This is a genomic window from uncultured Capnocytophaga sp., from assembly GCF_937936315.1.
Lineage (GTDB): Bacteria > Bacteroidota > Bacteroidia > Flavobacteriales > Flavobacteriaceae > Capnocytophaga.
This window is the reverse complement of sequence record NZ_CALGWU010000041.1, coordinates 26,626-44,666: the sequence shown is the minus strand read 5'-3', so window position 1 is coordinate 44,666 and position 18,041 is coordinate 26,626. Positions and strand designations below refer to the sequence as shown.

At 38.9% G+C, this 18,041-nt stretch carries 22 protein-coding genes; 12 read left to right on the top strand and 10 right to left on the bottom strand.

Annotated elements, in window-relative coordinates; all coding sequences use genetic code 11:
• Positions 1-103: 103 nt before the first annotated feature.
• Entirely contained in the window at positions 104-427 is a 324-nt protein-coding gene (locus Q0162_RS07925; RefSeq protein ID WP_088593547.1) for a helix-turn-helix domain-containing protein, read from the bottom strand.
• 276 nt (positions 428-703) lie between these two features.
• Between Q0162_RS07925 and Q0162_RS07920 the strand changes: the two genes are divergently transcribed.
• The 6 genes from Q0162_RS07920 (at position 704) to Q0162_RS07895 (ending at position 5,451) form a co-directional block, all read left to right on the top strand.
• Complete coding sequence (locus Q0162_RS07920) at positions 704-994, top strand: hypothetical protein (RefSeq protein ID WP_297890823.1); 291 nt, start codon at positions 704-706, stop codon at positions 992-994.
• A gap of 70 nt (positions 995-1,064) precedes the next feature.
• The gene (locus tag Q0162_RS07915) at positions 1,065-1,928 is read left to right on the top strand and encodes a M48 family metalloprotease (RefSeq protein ID WP_297890822.1); all 864 of its coding nucleotides are present in this window, start codon (positions 1,065-1,067) and stop codon (positions 1,926-1,928) included.
• Entirely contained in the window at positions 1,909-2,454 is a 546-nt protein-coding gene (locus Q0162_RS07910; RefSeq protein ID WP_297890821.1) for a stage II sporulation protein M, read from the top strand. The genes Q0162_RS07915 and Q0162_RS07910 overlap by 20 nt, the downstream gene beginning before the upstream one ends.
• The gene (locus tag Q0162_RS07905) at positions 2,451-3,017 is read left to right on the top strand and encodes a hypothetical protein (RefSeq protein ID WP_297890820.1); all 567 of its coding nucleotides are present in this window, start codon (positions 2,451-2,453) and stop codon (positions 3,015-3,017) included. Before Q0162_RS07910 ends, Q0162_RS07905 begins: the two co-directional genes overlap by 4 nt.
• Positions 3,018-3,142: 125 nt before the next feature.
• The gene (locus Q0162_RS07900; protein WP_297890819.1) at positions 3,143-4,888 is read left to right on the top strand and encodes a thiamine pyrophosphate-dependent enzyme; all 1,746 of its coding nucleotides are present in this window, start codon (positions 3,143-3,145) and stop codon (positions 4,886-4,888) included.
• Between the two features lie 191 nt (positions 4,889-5,079).
• Positions 5,080-5,451, top strand: coding sequence for a hypothetical protein (locus tag Q0162_RS07895; RefSeq protein ID WP_297890818.1), 372 nt, complete (start codon positions 5,080-5,082; stop codon positions 5,449-5,451).
• A 41-nt stretch (positions 5,452-5,492) separates the two neighbouring features.
• Here the strand turns inward: Q0162_RS07895 and Q0162_RS07890 are convergent, their stop codons facing one another.
• The 8 genes from Q0162_RS07890 to Q0162_RS07855 form a co-directional block, all read right to left on the bottom strand.
• The gene (locus tag Q0162_RS07890) at positions 5,493-6,752 is read right to left on the bottom strand and encodes a putative DNA modification/repair radical SAM protein (protein WP_297890817.1); all 1,260 of its coding nucleotides are present in this window, start codon (positions 6,750-6,752) and stop codon (positions 5,493-5,495) included.
• A 32-nt stretch (positions 6,753-6,784) separates the two neighbouring features.
• A complete protein-coding gene (locus tag Q0162_RS07885) occupies positions 6,785-7,351 on the bottom strand; it encodes a 1-acyl-sn-glycerol-3-phosphate acyltransferase (protein ID WP_205702243.1) in 567 nt (188 codons plus the stop codon).
• A 73-nt stretch (positions 7,352-7,424) separates the two neighbouring features.
• Positions 7,425-8,579, bottom strand: a complete 1,155-nt coding sequence (locus tag Q0162_RS07880) for an FtsX-like permease family protein (RefSeq protein WP_297890899.1) — start codon at positions 8,577-8,579, stop codon at positions 7,425-7,427.
• 298 nt (positions 8,580-8,877) lie between these two features.
• Positions 8,878-9,573 carry a hypothetical protein gene (locus tag Q0162_RS07875; RefSeq protein ID WP_297890816.1) on the bottom strand — a complete coding sequence of 232 codons (696 nt, stop codon included), beginning with the start codon at positions 9,571-9,573 and terminating at the stop codon, positions 8,878-8,880.
• A 53-nt stretch (positions 9,574-9,626) separates the two neighbouring features.
• Positions 9,627-9,923, bottom strand: coding sequence for a DUF1493 family protein (locus Q0162_RS07870; protein WP_297890815.1), 297 nt, complete (start codon positions 9,921-9,923; stop codon positions 9,627-9,629).
• A 16-nt stretch (positions 9,924-9,939) separates the two neighbouring features.
• Positions 9,940-10,332, bottom strand: coding sequence for a 30S ribosome-binding factor RbfA (rbfA, locus tag Q0162_RS07865; RefSeq protein ID WP_009417134.1), 393 nt, complete (start codon positions 10,330-10,332; stop codon positions 9,940-9,942).
• A 23-nt stretch (positions 10,333-10,355) separates the two neighbouring features.
• Positions 10,356-11,327, bottom strand: coding sequence for a bifunctional diaminohydroxyphosphoribosylaminopyrimidine deaminase/5-amino-6-(5-phosphoribosylamino)uracil reductase RibD (ribD, locus tag Q0162_RS07860; protein WP_297890813.1), 972 nt, complete (start codon positions 11,325-11,327; stop codon positions 10,356-10,358).
• A 155-nt stretch (positions 11,328-11,482) separates the two neighbouring features.
• Positions 11,483-12,442: a ribonucleotide-diphosphate reductase subunit beta gene (locus Q0162_RS07855; RefSeq protein WP_297890811.1), complete on the bottom strand. Its 960-nt coding sequence runs from the start codon at positions 12,440-12,442 to the stop codon at positions 11,483-11,485.
• 355 nt (positions 12,443-12,797) lie between these two features.
• On the opposite strand from Q0162_RS07855, the gene Q0162_RS07850 reads away from it, so the two are divergent.
• Genes Q0162_RS07850 through Q0162_RS07825 form a run of 6 tightly spaced genes read left to right on the top strand, consistent with a single transcriptional unit; the run spans position 12,798 to position 17,181 of the window.
• Positions 12,798-12,971, top strand: coding sequence for a deoxynucleoside kinase (locus Q0162_RS07850; RefSeq protein ID WP_297890810.1), 174 nt, complete (start codon positions 12,798-12,800; stop codon positions 12,969-12,971).
• Positions 12,971-13,807 carry a dTDP-4-dehydrorhamnose reductase gene (gene rfbD, locus Q0162_RS07845; protein ID WP_297890809.1) on the top strand — a complete coding sequence of 279 codons (837 nt, stop codon included), beginning with the start codon at positions 12,971-12,973 and terminating at the stop codon, positions 13,805-13,807. Before Q0162_RS07850 ends, rfbD begins: the two co-directional genes overlap by 1 nt.
• Before the next feature lie 9 nt (positions 13,808-13,816).
• On the top strand, positions 13,817-14,962 hold the full coding sequence (locus Q0162_RS07840) for a cytochrome c peroxidase (protein WP_297890807.1): 1,146 nt from the start codon (positions 13,817-13,819) through the stop codon (positions 14,960-14,962).
• On the top strand, positions 14,962-15,621 hold the full coding sequence (locus Q0162_RS07835) for an HAD family hydrolase (RefSeq protein WP_297890803.1): 660 nt from the start codon (positions 14,962-14,964) through the stop codon (positions 15,619-15,621). The genes Q0162_RS07840 and Q0162_RS07835 overlap by 1 nt, the downstream gene beginning before the upstream one ends.
• A 16-nt stretch (positions 15,622-15,637) precedes the next feature.
• A complete protein-coding gene (locus Q0162_RS07830) occupies positions 15,638-16,441 on the top strand; it encodes a phosphoribosyltransferase family protein (protein WP_297890802.1) in 804 nt (267 codons plus the stop codon).
• A gap of 2 nt (positions 16,442-16,443) precedes the next feature.
• The gene (locus Q0162_RS07825) at positions 16,444-17,181 is read left to right on the top strand and encodes a TIGR03915 family putative DNA repair protein (protein WP_297890801.1); all 738 of its coding nucleotides are present in this window, start codon (positions 16,444-16,446) and stop codon (positions 17,179-17,181) included.
• Here the strand turns inward: Q0162_RS07825 and Q0162_RS07820 are convergent.
• Positions 17,178-18,041 carry a glycerophosphodiester phosphodiesterase family protein gene (locus Q0162_RS07820; protein WP_297890800.1) on the bottom strand — a complete coding sequence of 288 codons (864 nt, stop codon included), beginning with the start codon at positions 18,039-18,041 and terminating at the stop codon, positions 17,178-17,180. The two genes, Q0162_RS07825 and Q0162_RS07820, sit on opposite strands and share 4 nt — an antisense overlap.

The window sequence follows — 18,041 nt, the reverse complement described above, 5'->3', positions numbered from 1 at the left end:
CGTAGATCTCACTACTAATAACTTAGTTTTAACTTCTAAAAAATCAAAATATCAGTAGTAACTCTACATATTTATCAGTAAAAAACAAGTCTTGATGAGTTTGTTATCTTTTTTTGATATTTTCTTTTAGAGAGGCAATTTGTTCCTCTTTTTCCTTTAAGAGGTTTTCGTATGAAGCTATGAGCTTTTTTAACACCTCTTTATTCTCATTTTTTTCTGGTTCTTCTATATCTAATAGTTTCTTTATAGGAATATCTAAAACTGTTGCTATTTGAAACATTCTCTCTACTAAAAGTTTAGTTTCTCCAGTTTCTATTTTCCTATATCCAGAAGGGCTAAGAGCTAATTCTTCTGCCATATTTTCATAACTATAACCCTTTTTCTTTCTTTTTTTTGTAATTCTTTCTAATATTTTTCTGACCTCCATAATACTATCATTATAGTTATAGGGCAAAAGTAATAAAAAAATAATAATATACAAAATATTTTATACTATAAAAATATCTTTTTTCCCTGAAAAGTAATTTTTTTATTCTTAAAAGTAATTATTTTTCCTCAAAAGTGATGCTATTTTAGTGTTTTTAAGTTGTATCTTTGTCCCGAAGTTTTTAAGCAAGTGTACATAGCTTAAAAAATTATAGTCGGGAAAACCCAAAAGCGACGAAAAACAATAGAGTAGGTTTAAATCTTTAATTTTAATTATATGAAAAAAAGTAGATTTATTTTAGGATTAGTTCTTTTATTAGGACTATTATGCGTTGCAAACTTCTTTAATTCAAAAGAAGTAAATACAACAAATGTCACAGAAGTTCAAGTAGGTTGGGCTCTTTCAAGAGAAGTTGCTCATAATCCCCCTGGAGGTCCTTGGGATACAGCTATAAGAGCTGGTTGGACAGCTACAGGTGGGGTATTAGGAGCTAAATATGGAGCTGCAATAGGCTCTTTTGGAGGTCCTATAGGGCTTGTTGGTGGAGCGATGGTAGGAGCTCTTTAATCTTAAATGAAATAGGTTTGCCTACTTAATAGGCAAACCTATTTATTAATAAATTAATAATAGGTGGATTATGAAATATATATACTTATATATTATTTATGTGATTGCTATTTTTGCTTTGAAAACCTTCGTGGCATACCTTTCATTCAAAATAGACAAAAAGAGAAAATATGCTTTTACAGATCTTTTTATCTGGAAAGACGAGTTGTTTGACAGTGCTGTAGTTTCATTAATCATTATTCTTATAATGTTGTTTTTCAGTCATATACAGTTTGCAAATGCAATGGCTGTGATAGTGTTAGCACTCATCAATTCTTACTATTTTTTGATTGTACCTCTAAGGGCATTATCTCAAAAAAAGAAGTATTTAAAAAATGAAGAAATTGAGTCTTTTTTGCGCAATGAAGGCTACTCGTATCGTATACGCATCATTAAAGGAAAAATTGAAAATGCTTTTGCGACAGGTGTTTTTCCTTTTACTAAAACAATCCTTATAGGAGAACCTCTATGCGAAAAGATGACTAATAATGAACTAAAAGGGGTTGTTTTCCACGAAATAGGACATTTGAAATTAGGACATTTGTACAAAATGTTTTTCCTAAATATGGTAAGCTCTATTATTCTTGTTTTTTTACATAGTTTCTCTATAAATATTATTGAAAAACAGCATTATAGAGATACAATTATGGAACCTGTTATAGTAGCGTTAGTGGGTCTTATCTATGGAGTTATTGCTTTTATACTTATCCCTTATTTTTTTCAACGCCGATTAGAATATCAAGCAGATGCATTTGCTGTGAGAAAAGTAGGAGCAGAGCAATACGTTCAAACACTTGAAAAACTCAATGAAATCACTGAGAACAAGATGATGAAAGGAAGTGTAACTCACCCCTCTCTAAAAAATAGAATTAAAAATGCCTATGAAACTCGTTAGAAAGAACTTAAACAACAGTATTACAAAAGGAATATTATTCTCATTATTATTGTTTTCATTGGGTTTTTTGCATTATACAATTGCTTATAAAAATAACACATTCAGTAAAACAGAATTCTCAGGTAAAAATATAGGATTGTTTAGAACTGAAAAATATGAAGAACATGGAGCTATAGATATTTTTCTTAATAATATGCGAGTAGGATTCTTAATTTCTATTGTAGGATTTGCAACGGGAGGTATTTTAACAGTTCTTATTTTGTATTGGAATGGGTTTCTTATTGCTAATATATTTTTTACTGCAATAGATTTTATTCCTATTCGTACTATTTTTTATTATTTAAAACACGCTCCATTAGAAATTTTTGCTTTGACTTTATTCTCAGTCATTGGGTTTAAGGGTTTTTTCTTCTACAAGAAAATCTTTCTTAAAGAAGATAATCTAAATATTGTAATTCCTAAACCAAAAGATTTTTTACTTCCTACAATATTATTATTTATAGCATCTTTTATTGAAATCTTATGAACCAATATCAACATTTAAAACAAATAAGGTCTGAATTATTATATCTTACCATAATATTTTTCGTAATTTTAATTATTTCAGGAAGTACGAAAGTAGATGCTTCTTTAAAATTATTACCAGCTGAAATTTTAGAGACTACAACATTTCCAGCATACTTATCTCTTACTATTAATTGTGTTTTTTATATAGGGGTAATGACTATCTTATTTGTTATCATTAATTTTATAACTCAATACCACAAATCTGAAGAAGAATACTCTATTTTTCTTGAAGGAATATCCAATGTTATAATCACATTATGCTTTTTTGAAATAATAAAAGTTGCTATAACTTTTATGTTTTTTGATGAAGCTTTACAAAGAGTTACAGATGTAGAGTTAATAAATCAACAGATAAAAGGAAGTTCTTGGTGGAAATATGATAGGATGATAAAAATTATAACTACTATTATTTCTTCTTTGGTATTTTTCATTTCTTGTTATAAAAAGAAAAAAACAATGAAGTTTTTAGTAATGGCAACACTTATTTTTTTTGTTGGAACAATGTTAATTGTTTTACTTTAAATTATTTTGTTATATTACTGTAGAAATGGGATAAATAGTTTTAGTTTAGTCTTTAATGAATACTACCCTCTAAAAACTGGTATTATTTTTGCCTACTTATACTGTCATTAATAAAAAAAACATATATGAGCAAAAATGTATCCGACCAATTGGTCGAAATGTTAGTACAAGCAGGCGTAAAAAGAGTCTATGCTATTACTGGCGATAGCCTCAACCCTGTGAACGACGCCATCCGTCGCGATGGTCGCCTTGAGTGGATACACGTCCGCCACGAGGAATCAGCGGCTTATGCTGCCTCTATGGACGCCGAACTAAACGGCATAGGCTGTTGTATGGGAAGTTCAGGACCTGGACACGTACACCTTATCAACGGACTCTACGATGCTAACCGCTCAGGGAACCCCGTAATTGCCATTGCCAGCACCTGCGCTACCCATAAATTTGGTACCGATTGGTTCCAAGAAACCAACCCCTTCTTGCTCTTCCAAGATTGCAGTAAATATGTGTATGTAGCCAATACCGCCAAGCAATTTACCACAATGATGCAACGCGCCATACAAACGGCTATCAACGAGAAAGGCGTGGCTGTATTAGGACTCCCTGGTGATGTGGCAGGCGCCGACCTTGAAGAGGTTCCTACTGCTACACAAACCTTCTTAGCAAAACCCGTAGTGCGCCCTTCCGATAGTGAGCTTGACAAATTGGCAGCAGTACTCAACGACAACAAAAACAAGAAAATAGCCCTCTACTGCGGTCACGGCTGTCAGTATGCGGTGAAAGAAGTAGAACAGCTTGCCGAAACCCTTAAAGCGCCTATCGTGGCTTCTTTCCGTGGCAAAATATTCTTCGACCGTACCGATAGCCCTTATATAGCGGGAATGAATGGCTTGCTCGGACACCGTTCAGGTTATGATGCTTGCGCCAAAGCCGATGTGCTTGTAATGCTCGGCACTGATTTCCCTTATGCGGAGTTCTTACCTAAGAAAAGTACTATTATCCAAATAGATGAACGCCCCGAGATTATCGGGCGTCGTGCCAAAGTAGATTACGGCTTTGCAGGCGATGTGAAGGACACTATTACCGCCTTATTGCCTAAACTCACCCCTCACACCGACGATAGTTTCCTCAAAGATATTCACAAAGAGTATTTGGAACTCGAAAAATCATTAGATGATTACACCAAAAAGAAAACTGAAGAGAACCAAATAGACCCCGAATATGCGGCTAAACTTTTGGATAAATATGCTGCCAACGATGCTATTTTCACCGTAGATACAGGTATGAATGTAGTGTGGGCAGCGCGTTTTATCAAAGGTACGGGCAAACGTTACCTCACTGGCTCTTTCAACCACGGTTCTATGGCAAACGCCCTCCCAATGGCAATTGGCGCAGCAGCTTCTTCCAATGGCAGACAAGTGGTAGCAATGTGTGGTGACGGCGGTCTATCAATGCTCTTGGGCGACTTGGCTACTCTAATGCAATACCAATACCCTGTGAAGATATTTGTGTTCAACAACCGTTCACTCGCAATGGTAAAACTCGAAATGGAAGTATCGGGCTACCTCGATTGGCAAACCAATATGGTAAACCCACCTTTTGATAAACTCGCCGAGTTGATGAACATCAAAGGCTATGAAGTACGCAAAACCGAAGACCTTGAAGCCACCATAAAAGCAGCTTTCGAGCACGACGGACCTACTTTGGTGAATATCTACACCAATCGCGATACTTTAGCAATGCCCCCTCACATCACTTTTGAACAGATGAAAGGTTTTGCGACCAACATCATCAAAAAAATAGGACAAGGAGACTTTGCAGAAGCTAAAGACAGTATTGCCAACAGTATGAAGCACATCAAAGACGTGTTTTAGAAATTAATTTTGATAATAAAAAGCTGCTGAGCATCTCGCTTAGCAGCTTTTTTTGTTTAATAGGAAAATTATTTATACTTTTGCAAAGTATTAACAATCTAATATATAAATTTATGATAATTAAAAAATTAATTTTTCTGTTTTGTCTCTTAGTGAGTATGAGTATTTATTCACAAAATAGTCTTGAAGAAATGAAAGAACCTTATGTAAAGGTTGTTGAAAACAAGTTTGTTGTAGAGAATTACACTCTGTATACAGACAAAATCAATAGTAATTCATTACAAGTAAAAGTAAAGGCAGAAACTCCAAAGGATTTGATGCATCGCGATTATTTTGTAGGACTTGTTACAGCTACAGAATTGCTGGTTCTTTACCCAATTCTAGATGAGGTAAAAATAAATATAGAAAAGATGAAACAAAAAACACTTAAAGAACCTATAGGTCAAGTAGATATTGAAATAAGACTCATTTTCACTAAAGAGGGTATGCAAATGTCTCTTATAGGACCTAGTAGAGAAAGGATTAATCAAACAGTTACTTGGAAAGAGATTTTTGAACAATAAATTTATAAAAAGCTGTCTTTTTAGATAGCTTTTTTTATATATTAAAACAGCGATAACTGTCCAGTGAAGAGTTCTTTGTGCTTGTTATGGCTATTGGCGATGAGCAAATGGCGGAGTTTTGTGGGTTCCATAGTGCCTGCTAATGGGGTTGCCCCGCTGCAAGTAATGAAGTATTTGGCTCGGCTAAGGGTTACTCCTATCTGTTTGAGACTGTAATAGGTGAGTTTTTGAAAGGTACGTGCTGTGAGTATCTTCTGTACCGACCGAACGCCTACCCCTGGAATGCGCAAAAGCATCTCACGAGGTGCCGTGTTCACATCTACCGGAAAGAGGTGTGGGTGGCGCAATGCCCAAGCGAGTTTGGGGTCTATTTCTAAATCGAGAAAGGGCTGACGTGTATCTAAAATCTCATCGGGAGCAAAGCCGTAGTAACGCATTAGCCAATCGGCTTGATAGAGACGATTTTCACGCACTACAGGCACCTGAGAGTGAATAGAAGGCAATCGGCTGTCTTGCAATACCGGTACATATCCCGAATAGTACACCCGCTTCATCTCTAACTTATCATACATATAACTGGCGACTTTTATAATCTTCTGGTCAGTTTCATCAGTAGCGCCTATAATCATTTGGGTAGTTTGTCCGGCAGGGGCGAATTTTGGCGTATGCTTGAATTTCTTCTTTTCTACTGAGTGGATAGCCAATTCATTTTTCAGCTGCTGCATAGGGGTGAGCATCTGCTGGTGATCTTTTTCGGGTGCAAGCAACTTAAGTCCTTCTTTGGTGGGGATTTCGAGGTTGATAGAAAGGCGGTCGGCATAGAGTCCTGCCTCGTGAATAAGGGTTTCACTGGCACCTGGAATCGTTTTTAGGTGGATATAACCATTGAAACGCTCTTCTAAGCGCAACTTTTTAGCTACGCGCACCAATCGTTCCATTGTGGTATCGGGGTCTTTGAACACTCCCGAGCTGAGGAACAAACCCTCTATATAATTTCGGCGGTAAAAGTTGATGGTGAGGTCTACCACCTCTTGCACACTGAAGGCAGCGCGCTGTATGTCGTTACTGCGTCGCGATACGCAGTACACACAATCGTAGATACAATGATTGGTAAGGAGTATTTTGAGCAGAGAAATACACCTGCCGTCCTCGGTAAACGAGTGGCAGATGCCAAAATTGGCTGCGTTGCCCAATTCGCCTTTCACTGCCTTGCGAGAGCTTCCGCTACTGGAGCAAGAAACATCGTATTTGGCAGCATCGGCGAGGATCGCCAATTTTTCTTTGATACGTTCAAAATCCATATAATTAGGGGTTAGGAATTAGGGGATAGGAGTTAGTAGATTTTAGGATTCCATTGTTCAGGATATTTGGGAGTGATATCCTTGTAGTAATCCTGAATTTCCTGCATAATACTCTCTTGAGAGCGCGTTTGCAGGTCGGTGAGGGAGATGGTTTTGCCTATGTATATTTTCTTTTTCTTAAAATCGCCAGCCCCTAAAACCACAGGCACTTGGGCAGAAAGAGCGATGTGGTAGAAGCCCATACGCCATTTGTTTACGCGAGAGCGCGTGCCTTCGGGGGTTACCACCAAGCTGAAACTATCTTCTTTAAAGCGCTGAGTGATAAACTCAACGAGGTGATTGTGTTGAGAGCGGTCGATACCTATGCCCCCCAATTTGCGTACGATCCAGCCATACCACGCTTTGGTGTGTGCATCTTTGATAATGAGTTTGATAGGTTTTTCGAGCTTCCAATAAGCTAAAATTCCGAGAACGAATTCCCAGTTGGTAGTATGCGGAGCTACTACCAACACACAGCGATTAAGGTTTTCTTTATCGCCTTGTAGTTCTATTTTCCAACCCGTCACCCACAAGGCGAAAGAGCCAATCCATTTTTTAATCATAAACTGTCAATTTGCTGATTTATTGTATAACTTCTGATTTCTGAATCCTAACCCTTGACTCCTGAGACCTCTATTTCACACGCACGCGTGATGAGGCTACTAATGAGGCTAAAATGCCTAATACTACTATCGTAGCGAAAACAATTACTATATTTAGCGCTGTAATAGCAACGGGGTAGGGGAGGGTAGGACTTATCTTCACAAACTCAAAATGTTGTTGTAATAACACAATGGTTGCTCCTAATACAATCCCTAAAATAGCTCCTAATACTGATGCCATTGTACCTTGCCAAAAGAATATTTGTCGCATCTGCTGTTCGTTCATACCAAGGGCATAGAGTGTTTGTAAATCGTCTTTTTTGTCTAATATCATCATAATAATTGCCCCTACAAGATTGAAAAGTGCAATGATAAGCACCAAAATAAAAATGAGATATACTGCAATATTTTCGGTGTTGAGCATACGGTAAAGCGCATCATTTAGCTGTACGCGGTTCTTTACTATTACGGGTTCTTGAAAGAGTTTTAGGAGTTGTTCGGTTACTTCTTTTTCATTAGCATTAGGGGCTAATTTCACTTCTATAGCCGAGACTTGTTTCTTCTTCACTCCTAATAAAAATTGCGCCTGGTCTAAGGACGAAAATACGTATTTTTTATCTAAATCTTCCGTAAGTTGGTAGATGCCTTGCACTACCGAAAAGGCTTGTCGGTAAGGCATAGGGTCATTGAGGATACTGCCTTTTCCTGCTTTGGGGACGACAATTTGCAAAGGAGAAGATCCATCGGCGAGGTTCAAACCTAAGTTGTTGAAGATGGTACCTCCTACAATTACACTAGGGGGAGTGAGTTCCCAATTGCCTAATACGAGGATACTATCCACTGCATTTACTAATGGATACTCAGTATCCACCCCTTTGATATAGGCAATGTGGTTCTTTTGGTTATGAGTGAGAAAAACCTGTTCTTCTAATACTTTAGTGAAATGAGCAACTGAGGAAAGTTGGCGTAAGTTTAGAGTATCTTGTTTGGTAATCGATAGGTATTTGCCTGTTTTGGGGAATATTTTCAGGTCGGGGTCGAAGGTAGAGGAGAAGGAGAGGGTAAATTCTTTGAGTCCGGCAAATCCTGCGAGCACGATAAAGAGGGCAGCGCCACCCAGCACCACAACAAAGGCTGTAACCCTATTGATGATGTTGATAACGTTCTGTGAACTTTTGGCGAACATATAGCGCCTTGCTATGTAGAGAATGGGAGACATTTTTTAGGTAACAGGTAACAAGTAAAGCCAGCAAGGGCTCACAGCTAGGGTGTGAGTAATAATTGGGGCAAAGGTAGCAATAATTTGCTAATTGGCAAATAGCTAAATCAACTCATTTAGAAAAGCGTCTATACTACTCTGAAATATTCCATTACTGCTTTGTATTCATCTTGATTGTATAGCAAAAATCTATTTGAGTGCGGTGGTAGATACCGCCCTTCAATTGAGATGTTTGTTCTTGTAATAAGCGTTCTAAAAGCATATTTTATTCATAGTATGTCAATACACGAGTCTCTATTCTAAAAGGTTTTTTTATTCCTTCATAGTCAGTTAAATACATAATGCGCTTTGTCCAATTCTTATGTGTGTCAAAAGAAATGTATTGGTATTGTGTGGTCTCTATCAAATCACCATCTTCATAGAGTATTTCTTTTTCTAAATGTCCCTCTTTGTTATAAGTGTATTTAGTAATCCGCTGTCCTCCTGATAAATTAGCGACAATCAATCTTCTTGAAGAGTCGTATTTCAGACTAACGCTATAATCGATATCCTGCTTGCATTCCCCCACTCCTATAGATTTTTTCTCGATAGGGTCTCCTTGTGCGTTGTATTTGTAAGTATCAATACAACAGAGGTCTCCCAAATATATTTTTTCAATATATTTCCCTTGTGTATAACTATACTCCGAAGCGAGCGTTAACATTCCACCATTATTAGACTCTTGTTTTTTTAATTTCCTACCTTTTTCGTCGTAGAGGTATTTTTCTAAAGAAATAATATTAGCTATTTCTTTAAAAGTTAGTAGGTTACCATCTTTGTTGTAGAAAGCCTCTTTTGAGGAATTGTTTTTAGAATTGTTATCAAGCACTACTTTTCCATTTTTATAAATAACCTTATAGTAGGTAGTAACTGTTGTTTTTACCTTTCCTTTTAAATTTTCTTCTTGAAGATCAGTTCTCATTTTCTGTCCGAAAACAGTAAAAGGCACTAAAAATAAGCAAAATAGAAGTGTTCTCATACTAATCTCTTGGTTTTGATAGCTGCTTCTAACTGATATATGTAAAAAGGCTTCTTTTCTTTTCCTAAACCCAAAAACTTTATAAACCAAAGGTATGGAACCTTTGATTCACTATAAAAATAATCATCAAAAGGGAAGTCGCTGATGTCTACCTCAAAAGCCTCACTGAATGCGACCAACAAATCCTCAGCATCATCACCCTCAATATGCAGCTCTTTATTAAGGGCAGTTTGTGAAGAAAAAGGTTCTTTCCCTACAAACCTTTCAATGAGTTGTTGCAATTCATCCCTCATAACTATCGCCTGATTCCTATGTCATTTTTCTCTTGTAGAGCAAATCACGGTTTTCAATAGGGTTTTCTTCTTCTTTGAGTGATTGTTCAATACCCTCGATGTATTGCAATGAGTCATCTATATAGAAGAATAATTCCGGCATACGACGGAACTGGTGTTTGGTGATTTGCGAGAGTTCGTGTTTGATGAGGGGAGCGTTAGAAGTCACCCCTTTGAGCACCTCGGCAGCTTTTGCCTCAGGGAATACGCTGAGGTATACTTTAGCCACCGATAAATCTACGGTTACATTTACTTTAGTTACCGAAATGAGTAAATTTTGTTGTCCTGCATCGCGTATGGATTGCTGCAACACTTTGGCTAATTCTTCTTGAATAATGCCTGCTATTTTTTTCTGTCTGTTGTTTTCCATTGTATATTTAATTAATTTGTCAATTAGCTGATTTGTGGGGCTTTCACACCTTCGCCGAAAGTCACTTCGCTTTTGTAGATACGCATTTCGTCGTATAAACCTGCATTGATAAATTGTTGCAGGGTGTATGCGCCTCCTTCTACTATAAGGCTTTGGATATTGTGCTGGTAGAGCAGGTCACAGATTTGTTGAGGTACGTTGTGGGTGAAGTCGATGCCTATTATTTCTGTTTGTACCCCATAGTTTTTATCACTTACTTTTTCCTTGTTAGTTATGAAAAGCGTTGGTTGCAAGTCGTTCCATACTTTAAACTCCTTAGGAGAGCGCAGGTGAGGGTCGATAATTACCCGTAGCGGATTTTTGCCATACCAATCACGGGTGTCGAGCGAAGGATTGTCGGCTAATACAGTGCCCACGCCTACTAATATAGCCTGTTCTTCACTGCGCATTTTGTGTACTTCTTGGCGCGTATAGGCATCGGTAATCCACACGGGGGCAAGCGTATCTTTGTAAGCAGGAGCGATAAAACCATCGGCGGTTTCTGCCCATTTGAGGAAGATATAAGGGCGTTTTTTCTCGTGAAAGGTAAAAAAACGTTTGTTGAGTTCCCTACATTCTTTTTCCATCACCCCTACTGTTACTTCACAGCCTGCAGCCCGCAGTTTTTCAATACCACGCCCAGCCACTTTGGCAAAGGGGTCGGTAGTGCCAATCACTACGCGAGGAATGCGGTGTGTGATAATCAAATCGGCACAAGGGGGCGTTTTGCCATAATGACTGCAAGGCTCTAAACTCACATAGAGTGTACTTTCAGCCAGTAGCGATTTGTCTTTCACTGAGGCTATAGCACGTACTTCGGCGTGAGGTTCACCTGCTTTTTGGTGCCAGCCCTCACCGATGATTTTGCCATCGTGCACTATCACACAACCTACTAAGGGATTAGGGTAAGTAGTGCCAAGGCCATTATAAGCTAATTGAATGCAGCGTTTTATCATAGATATTAGGGGGTAGGATTTAGGGGATAGCGGTTAGAGTTTAAGGATTAGATGTTTTTGCAAAGAGTTGATGATTTTTCCAATTTCTTGAATGAGAGAAATTGATTTTTCAATATCTTCTGATATCTGACACCTATCCCCTAATACCTAAATCCTTAAAACAAATCGTTTTCGGTGATGCTCTTGTCGTGTTTGGTATAGGCGGTAGGACGTTTGGCAAAGAAATCGTCGAGTTCGTTGCTAAATACCTCTTCTTCAAACCACATCATAGGTTTAGCCTCATCACCACTGATGTTGAAAGGCTTGTCTAAACCGAGTTGGGTAAGCGAGTCGTCAAGGCGGTAACGCATATAGTTAGCGAGGTCTTTTTTGCTGAAGAATTCTAACTCGCCTTGTTCAAAAATCCAGTCGAGCATCTTGTCTTCTAAAAGGATGTAGTTGCGGATGAAATTAGTAGCTTCGCGCTTGGCAACGGTTTTCATTTCGGGGCGTTCTTCAAATATTTTTTTGAGGATATAAATACCAGCATTGGCGTGCAATTGCTCATCAATAGAAGTCCAAGCGATGATGTTGGCTACATTTTTCAAATAACCTTTGAAACGTGTGAACGACAAAATAGTAGCAAACTGACTGAACAAAGAGGCGTTCTCTATAATAAGGGTGAAGAAAAGGATGCGCTCCATAGCATTCTCGCGGTTTTTAGCGAGGTATTCTTTTAGTATGTTGTTGCGCTCTTTGAAGATAGGCACTTCAAGAAGATTTTCAAACTCGTTGTTGTAACCCAATACCTCTAATAAACGAGCATAGGCTTCGCTGTGGCGGAACTCACACTCGGCAAAGGTAGCGCCTAAGCCATTAAATTCAGGTTTTGGAAAAAGGTCGTAGAGGTCACCCCAAAAGGTTTTTACCGATACTTCTACTTGCGCAATACCTAATAAGGCACGCTTTACGGCTTCTTGCTCTACAGTTGATAAGTTGGATTTAAAATCCTGAATATCGGCTGTAAATTCTACTTCAGAATGCACCCAAAATGATTTGTGCATAGCGTTTACAAACTCCATAACCTCTGGATACTCAAAAGGTTTGTAGTTTTCTCGTTTGTCAAATATTCCCATTTCTATATAGCGTTTTTAATAAATATTTCTGGGGCAAAGATAGGTATAATTTGTTAATTAGCCAATTTGTCAATCAGTAAATAATGGCAAAATTAGCGCCTTATTCAATTTATTCTTGCAAAAATTCTTTAATTCATTCAATAAATCTATGCTCTTTTCATCTTACTTCCTAATTTTCAATTGCTACCTGTTGATAACTTTGTTAATAACCTGTTGATTTTAATTAATAACTATTTCATTGTTGTTTTGCATTTTCTTCATACCTTTGCCCTCGCAAAACAATAGAAAAGTCATTTTAATAAAAAGTTATAAAACTATGGAAGAATTTGTGAAACTAATCGAACAAATTTTGTATATGGAAAACTTCAATACTGAAGTTACATCTGATTTAAAAGAAAAATTTGTAGAGTTGTACAATAACTATGGAGGTAATGTGCCTGATAAATATAAAGGAGATGCAAACAGAATGTACAACAAATATGCTGCAACTACTAATGTAAGTAGTAATGCGTTTAGCTTTAGTTACTAATGAATGTGTTAGTAACAGGAGCTAACGGTCAGTTAGGCTCCGAAATACAAAACAACACACACCGTATAAGCAATTATTATTTTAGCGATGCCGACAGCTTGGACATTACAGATGCCCAAGCTATTCGTGCTTTTGTTCAACAACACGCTATCAACCTCATCGTGAATTGCGCTGCTTATACGAATGTGGACAAAGCAGAAGACGATTGTGCTACCGCCGAAGCTATCAATCACACCGCTGTTGCGCATCTGGCGAGTGTATGTAAGGAATTTCAGTTGCCCCTTATTCATATTTCTACCGATTATGTATTTGGAGGTACTAAAAATACGCCCTATCGTGAAACCGATGCTACTCAACCTCTTGGCGTGTATGGTCGTACCAAATTAGCAGGTGAACAAGCTATTCAAAATATTGGCATTGAACATCTTATCATCCGTACTTCTTGGCTTTACTCTCTTCGTTTTGGCAATAATTTCGTAAAGACGATTCAGCGATTTAGCGGTGAACGCCCTCAATTAAAAGTAGTAGCCGACCAAGTGGGAACGCCTACCAATGCTGCCGATTTAGCCGATTTTATAGTGCAAGCTATAGAAAATGCTTGGTATCGAGGTAAACGAGAAGTGTATCATTTTTCTAATGAGGGGGTATGCTCGTGGTATGATTTTGCGGTAGCTATTGTAGCTGCGACGGGCAACGCTTGTGAGGTGTTACCTTGTACTTCAGCCGAATTTCCTAGCAAAGTAACGCGTCCTTCTTATTCAGTGTTAGACAAGACCAAACTTAAAACCGATTTTGGTTATCGCATTCCGTATTGGAGAGATAGTTTTTTGAAATGATATTTCTCTATGAAGAAATTCCCTCTTATCATATTTGGTATTTTAGGTCTTTTGGCATTTACACTACGCCATAAAGACGATATTTTTGCCGACCCCGAATATATCGCTCAACTGCGAACGATGTATAGTTCTGGCGACCCTACAAAATGGGAAGCTCCTACCTTAGACAGCACTCTTGTAGCTGGTTTTCAAGATATAGGCTCTTTACCTCCAATGCCTTTTCCCGCTGATAATCCTTTCTCCGAAGATAAAAAAACATTAGGCAAACTGCTTTTTTTTGACCCTCGTTTGTCGCGTTCAGCACAAATATCCTGCGCCTCTTGTCACGATTCACAATTGGGCTGGGGTGATGGTCGCAGTGTGTCCTTTGGGCATAATCGCCGTGCAGGGGTACGCAACGCAATGACTATTCTCAACACGGGCTATTACACTTCTTTTTTCTGGGACGGTAGGGCTGCTACTTTAGAGGAACAAGCCTTAGGTCCTATGACCGACCCCGTGGAAATGCACTCTACCCAAGATTTATCCGTAAAACGCATCCGCAAAATTAAAGGCTACAAACCTTACTTTGTGAAAGCTTTTGGCGACGACAAGATTACTATCAATCGCATTATTCAAGCTATTGCTACTTATGAACGCACTATTGTGAGTGGCAAAAGTAAATTTGACCGCTTTATCAGTGGGGATAAAAAACGCTTCACCGATGAGGAAGTTGTAGGCTTACACCTTTTCCGCACCAAAGCACGCTGCATCAATTGTCACAATACCCCTCTGTTCTCCGATAACCAGTTTCACAATGTAGGGCTTTCCTATTACGGACGTATGTACGAGGATTTAGGCAAATACAAACACTCTAAAAAGAAAGAAGATGTGGGGAGTTTTAGAACGCCATCGCTTAGAGAGGTGGCACGCACTGCTCCTTATATGCACAATGGCTTTATGCCCGACCTTGAGGGGATTGTGGAGATGTACAACATAGGAATGCCACGCCCTGAACCTCGCGAAAACCAAAAGAAAGATACACTTTTCCCTACTACCGACCGCCTATTGCAGCCTCTGAACCTCAGTAGAAAGGAAAAAGAAGCCTTGGTAGCTTTTCTCAAAACACTTTCTTCACCAGCTTACCACGAACGAATGCCCGAACTCCCCCAATAATGACTACTATCGACCTACAGAAATACCAGCACTTTTCATTTGATATGTGGCTCACAATCATCCGCTCTCACCCTGCTTTCAAAGAAGAACGAGACCGATGGTTGCGCCGCTATTTTAGCATTACAGCACCTTTAGAAGAGGTGCACAATGCAATACGTACGGTAGATTTGCAAGCTAATGCCGAAAGTGAACGCACGGGGCTGCACATCCCTCAGCAAGTGCTTTTTGAGAGAGTACTCACGTTGCTGAATATTCCCATAGATGAAAAGATTGATTGGGAAGCGTGTTTTGCAGAACAGGAAACACTTTTTTTGCATTATATGCCTCAGTTGTTAGACCCTAAAATAGATGAGCTTTTCGCCAAAATTCAATCGCAAGGGAAGACCATAAGTCTGTTGAGCAATACGGCTTTCATTAAGGGGAAGACCTTGCATAAGGTATTGGCGTACTACGGATTAGCGTCCTATTTTTCGTTTGAACTCTATTCCGATGAGGAAGGGATTGCCAAACCTAACCCCGCGATTTTCCAAAAGGCTTATGAGCTTACTAACGCCTTGCGCCCCGTTGAAAAAACTCAGTGGCTGCACATAGGCGATAACCCTATTGCCGATATACAAGGTGCTACCAATGCAGGTTTGTGCGCCTTTCTTATCTCTTAACTCTTATTTAAATTAAATGAATAAACGTTTTAGTCTGCACTCTATAGAGAGCGCCGAGGCCTGTACTTTTAGCGAAGCCGCCTACAGTAGATTTAAATTTGGCGACACAGCTGTTGCCGAACAATTTGGCAAAGAACTCTTTGCAGGGTTTATCGCCCAACACAGTGATTTTATTTTAGTACAAGATGAAATTGTGCTTTTGCCAAGTCCGTATTACGCAATTCCTACAGCATCCGACTATCTGTGTCATTATTTTAAGAAAGAACTGAACTACTTTCTTTTTCAGCACGACCGCAAATCTTGCGTAACAGCCAAAATACACCGCAATCAAACCTACGTGCAGGATTATGGCAATATGAGCTACGAACAACGCGTAAACCTCATTGCCAATGATACTTATTACATTGATCGCACTTTTATTGAAGGGAAATGCTGCTTGCTGATAGACGATATCAAAATCACTGGTAGTCACGAGCACACCGTGAACCGCATTCTCAAACAATACAACGTACAAGGCGATTTCTTTTTCTTGTACTATGCTGAACTTACCAATAAGGATATAGACCCTAAAATTGAAAATCACTTCAATTATTTTGCTATCAAAACTCCTACTGATCTTATTGAACTGATGAAAAGTGAGCGTTTTGCTTTCAATACGCGCATCATTAAGTATATTTTATTACTTCCTGAAGCTGAATTTGACAAAATGTATAAAACTATAACCGAAACCCAACGAAAAGAGATTTTTGAATGGGCAATTAGCAATAATTATCACCAAATAGCTGAATATAGGACTAATTTACTAAAAATAGCGCCTTAATTTTGAAGATTTTAGTATACGATAGTACTTTTGAAGGCTTCCTCACAGCGGTTTTTGTAGTTTTTGAATACCGTTATGAGGAAGTTGCTATCGTTGCCCAACACCTATTTGCTCCCTCGCTGTTTGAGGAAGCAATAACCGTATACACCGATGCAGCTAAGGCTGAGCGCGTGCTGAACAAAATAGAACAATGTTGGGGAAAAGAAGGAAAAGCAGTGGTTTTGAGGGCTTTCCTATCGGAAGAAGAGGGGATGGAAAACAATCTGTTAGCCGCTATCCGGTTGATGATACAATATCCTGAAGAACAAGTGCTTGAAAACTATGGAAACACAGCTATTGCTGCCATACAAAAGGCTGCCAAAAGTGTAGGCAGAGAAGTACACCGTATGAAAGAGTTTGTGCGTTTTGAGAAGGTAGGCGATTTATATTTCGCCAAAATAGTTCCTGAGTACGATGTGCTGGCTTTGGTAGTTCCTCACTTCAAAAATAGATTTTCTGACCAGCAGTGGGTGCTCTACGACCCGCAACGCGCTTATGGTTTTGCTTACAATTTAAAAGAAGTCTTTCCCTTTACTCCCGCCGATAAACAATTTGGGAAGCTATCCACCTCCCTGTCCGACGGCTATGAAATGCTTTGGAAAACTTATTTCCAGCACATCAACATAGCCGAACGCAAGAACAGCAAGTACCAGCTCAGGAATATGCCTAAGCGTTATTGGCAGTACTTGCCCGAAGTTTAAAACGAAAGGGAAAGAGGTCTATCGGTAGAGAAAATTTGAATACCTTTTTGCGCCCATTCTTTGTAAAGATGGTCACCTTTAGTTGCTGCACGTTTGTCCAAGTTTCCTAAAGTACCCAAAATAGCAGGGATTTTCAGTTCGTTCAAACGTTGGTAGAGCGCATCGGGAGCTACTTTGATACCCGTGAAAGCTACCAATTTTTCTTTGGGGATACCTGTTTGCAATATGCGTTCTAATTCATCGTTGTTACGCACACTTACCGAGAGCAACATCTCTGGAGCCACTCTGTAGAGCGCTTTGGCTTGCTCGGTATTATAACTGATGAGCACCACTTGGGCTTCCATACCTTCAGCGCGTACTAAATCTACTACTTTTTGGTAAGAAATTCCTTTTTTGAAATCGAGCATTAGGTATCCGTGATTGGCTTTACACCACGCTAATACATCTTTTAGATAAGGAATTTTAAACTGAGTTACGTTGCCAAATTCATCTTTTAGATTTTCTTTGAGTAAATCGGCAGTAGACATAGCCGAAACTTCACCTTTGCCCGTTGCAGTACGACCTAAACTGTTGTCGTGCATCAAAAGCAAATCGCCATCGGCACTTTCAAAAATATCAATTTCAAAACTGTGCACTCCCTTAGAAGAAAGATACTGAATGCTTTCCAAGCAGTTTTCGGGGTATCCTTTGAGACCTTCCCCGCCGCCACCGCGGTGAGCCGATACAATAGGTTTGGCAGCAAAGTAGATTTGGTTAGTAATCTCTTGCTGAGCGATAATCTGTCCTGTAGCAGGAGCTGAAGTGTTTTTGCAGGCTATCGCGCAAAAAAGGAGTCCTATAAATGATAAAAATCTCTTCAT

Coding starts and splice junctions, on each gene's coding strand:
- Q0162_RS07850 (WP_297890810.1), top strand. CDS start 12,798: ATGGAAAACTTCAATACTGAAGTTACATCTGATTTAAAAGAAAAATTT.
- Q0162_RS07830 (WP_297890802.1), top strand. CDS start 15,638: ATGAATAAACGTTTTAGTCTGCACTCTATAGAGAGCGCCGAGGCCTGT.
- Q0162_RS07910 (WP_297890821.1), top strand. CDS start 1,909: ATGCCTATGAAACTCGTTAGAAAGAACTTAAACAACAGTATTACAAAA.
- Q0162_RS07855 (WP_297890811.1), bottom strand. CDS start 12,442: ATGGGAATATTTGACAAACGAGAAAACTACAAACCTTTTGAGTATCCA.
- Q0162_RS07875 (WP_297890816.1), bottom strand. CDS start 9,573: ATGAGAACTGATCTTCAAGAAGAAAATTTAAAAGGAAAGGTAAAAACA.
- Q0162_RS07835 (WP_297890803.1), top strand. CDS start 14,962: ATGACTACTATCGACCTACAGAAATACCAGCACTTTTCATTTGATATG.
- ribD (WP_297890813.1), bottom strand. CDS start 11,327: ATGATAAAACGCTGCATTCAATTAGCTTATAATGGCCTTGGCACTACT.
- Q0162_RS07880 (WP_297890899.1), bottom strand. CDS start 8,579: ATGTTCGCCAAAAGTTCACAGAACGTTATCAACATCATCAATAGGGTT.
- Q0162_RS07915 (WP_297890822.1), top strand. CDS start 1,065: ATGAAATATATATACTTATATATTATTTATGTGATTGCTATTTTTGCT.
- rfbD (WP_297890809.1), top strand. CDS start 12,971: ATGAATGTGTTAGTAACAGGAGCTAACGGTCAGTTAGGCTCCGAAATA.
- rbfA (WP_009417134.1), bottom strand. CDS start 10,332: ATGGAAAACAACAGACAGAAAAAAATAGCAGGCATTATTCAAGAAGAA.
- Q0162_RS07905 (WP_297890820.1), top strand. CDS start 2,451: ATGAACCAATATCAACATTTAAAACAAATAAGGTCTGAATTATTATAT.
- Q0162_RS07890 (WP_297890817.1), bottom strand. CDS start 6,752: ATGGATTTTGAACGTATCAAAGAAAAATTGGCGATCCTCGCCGATGCT.
- Q0162_RS07925 (WP_088593547.1), bottom strand. CDS start 427: ATGGAGGTCAGAAAAATATTAGAAAGAATTACAAAAAAAAGAAAGAAA.
- Q0162_RS07900 (WP_297890819.1), top strand. CDS start 3,143: ATGAGCAAAAATGTATCCGACCAATTGGTCGAAATGTTAGTACAAGCA.
- Q0162_RS07870 (WP_297890815.1), bottom strand. CDS start 9,923: ATGAGGGATGAATTGCAACAACTCATTGAAAGGTTTGTAGGGAAAGAA.
- Q0162_RS07920 (WP_297890823.1), top strand. CDS start 704: ATGAAAAAAAGTAGATTTATTTTAGGATTAGTTCTTTTATTAGGACTA.
- Q0162_RS07895 (WP_297890818.1), top strand. CDS start 5,080: ATGAAAGAACCTTATGTAAAGGTTGTTGAAAACAAGTTTGTTGTAGAG.
- Q0162_RS07820 (WP_297890800.1), bottom strand. CDS start 18,041: ATGAAGAGATTTTTATCATTTATAGGACTCCTTTTTTGCGCGATAGCC.
- Q0162_RS07840 (WP_297890807.1), top strand. CDS start 13,817: ATGAAGAAATTCCCTCTTATCATATTTGGTATTTTAGGTCTTTTGGCA.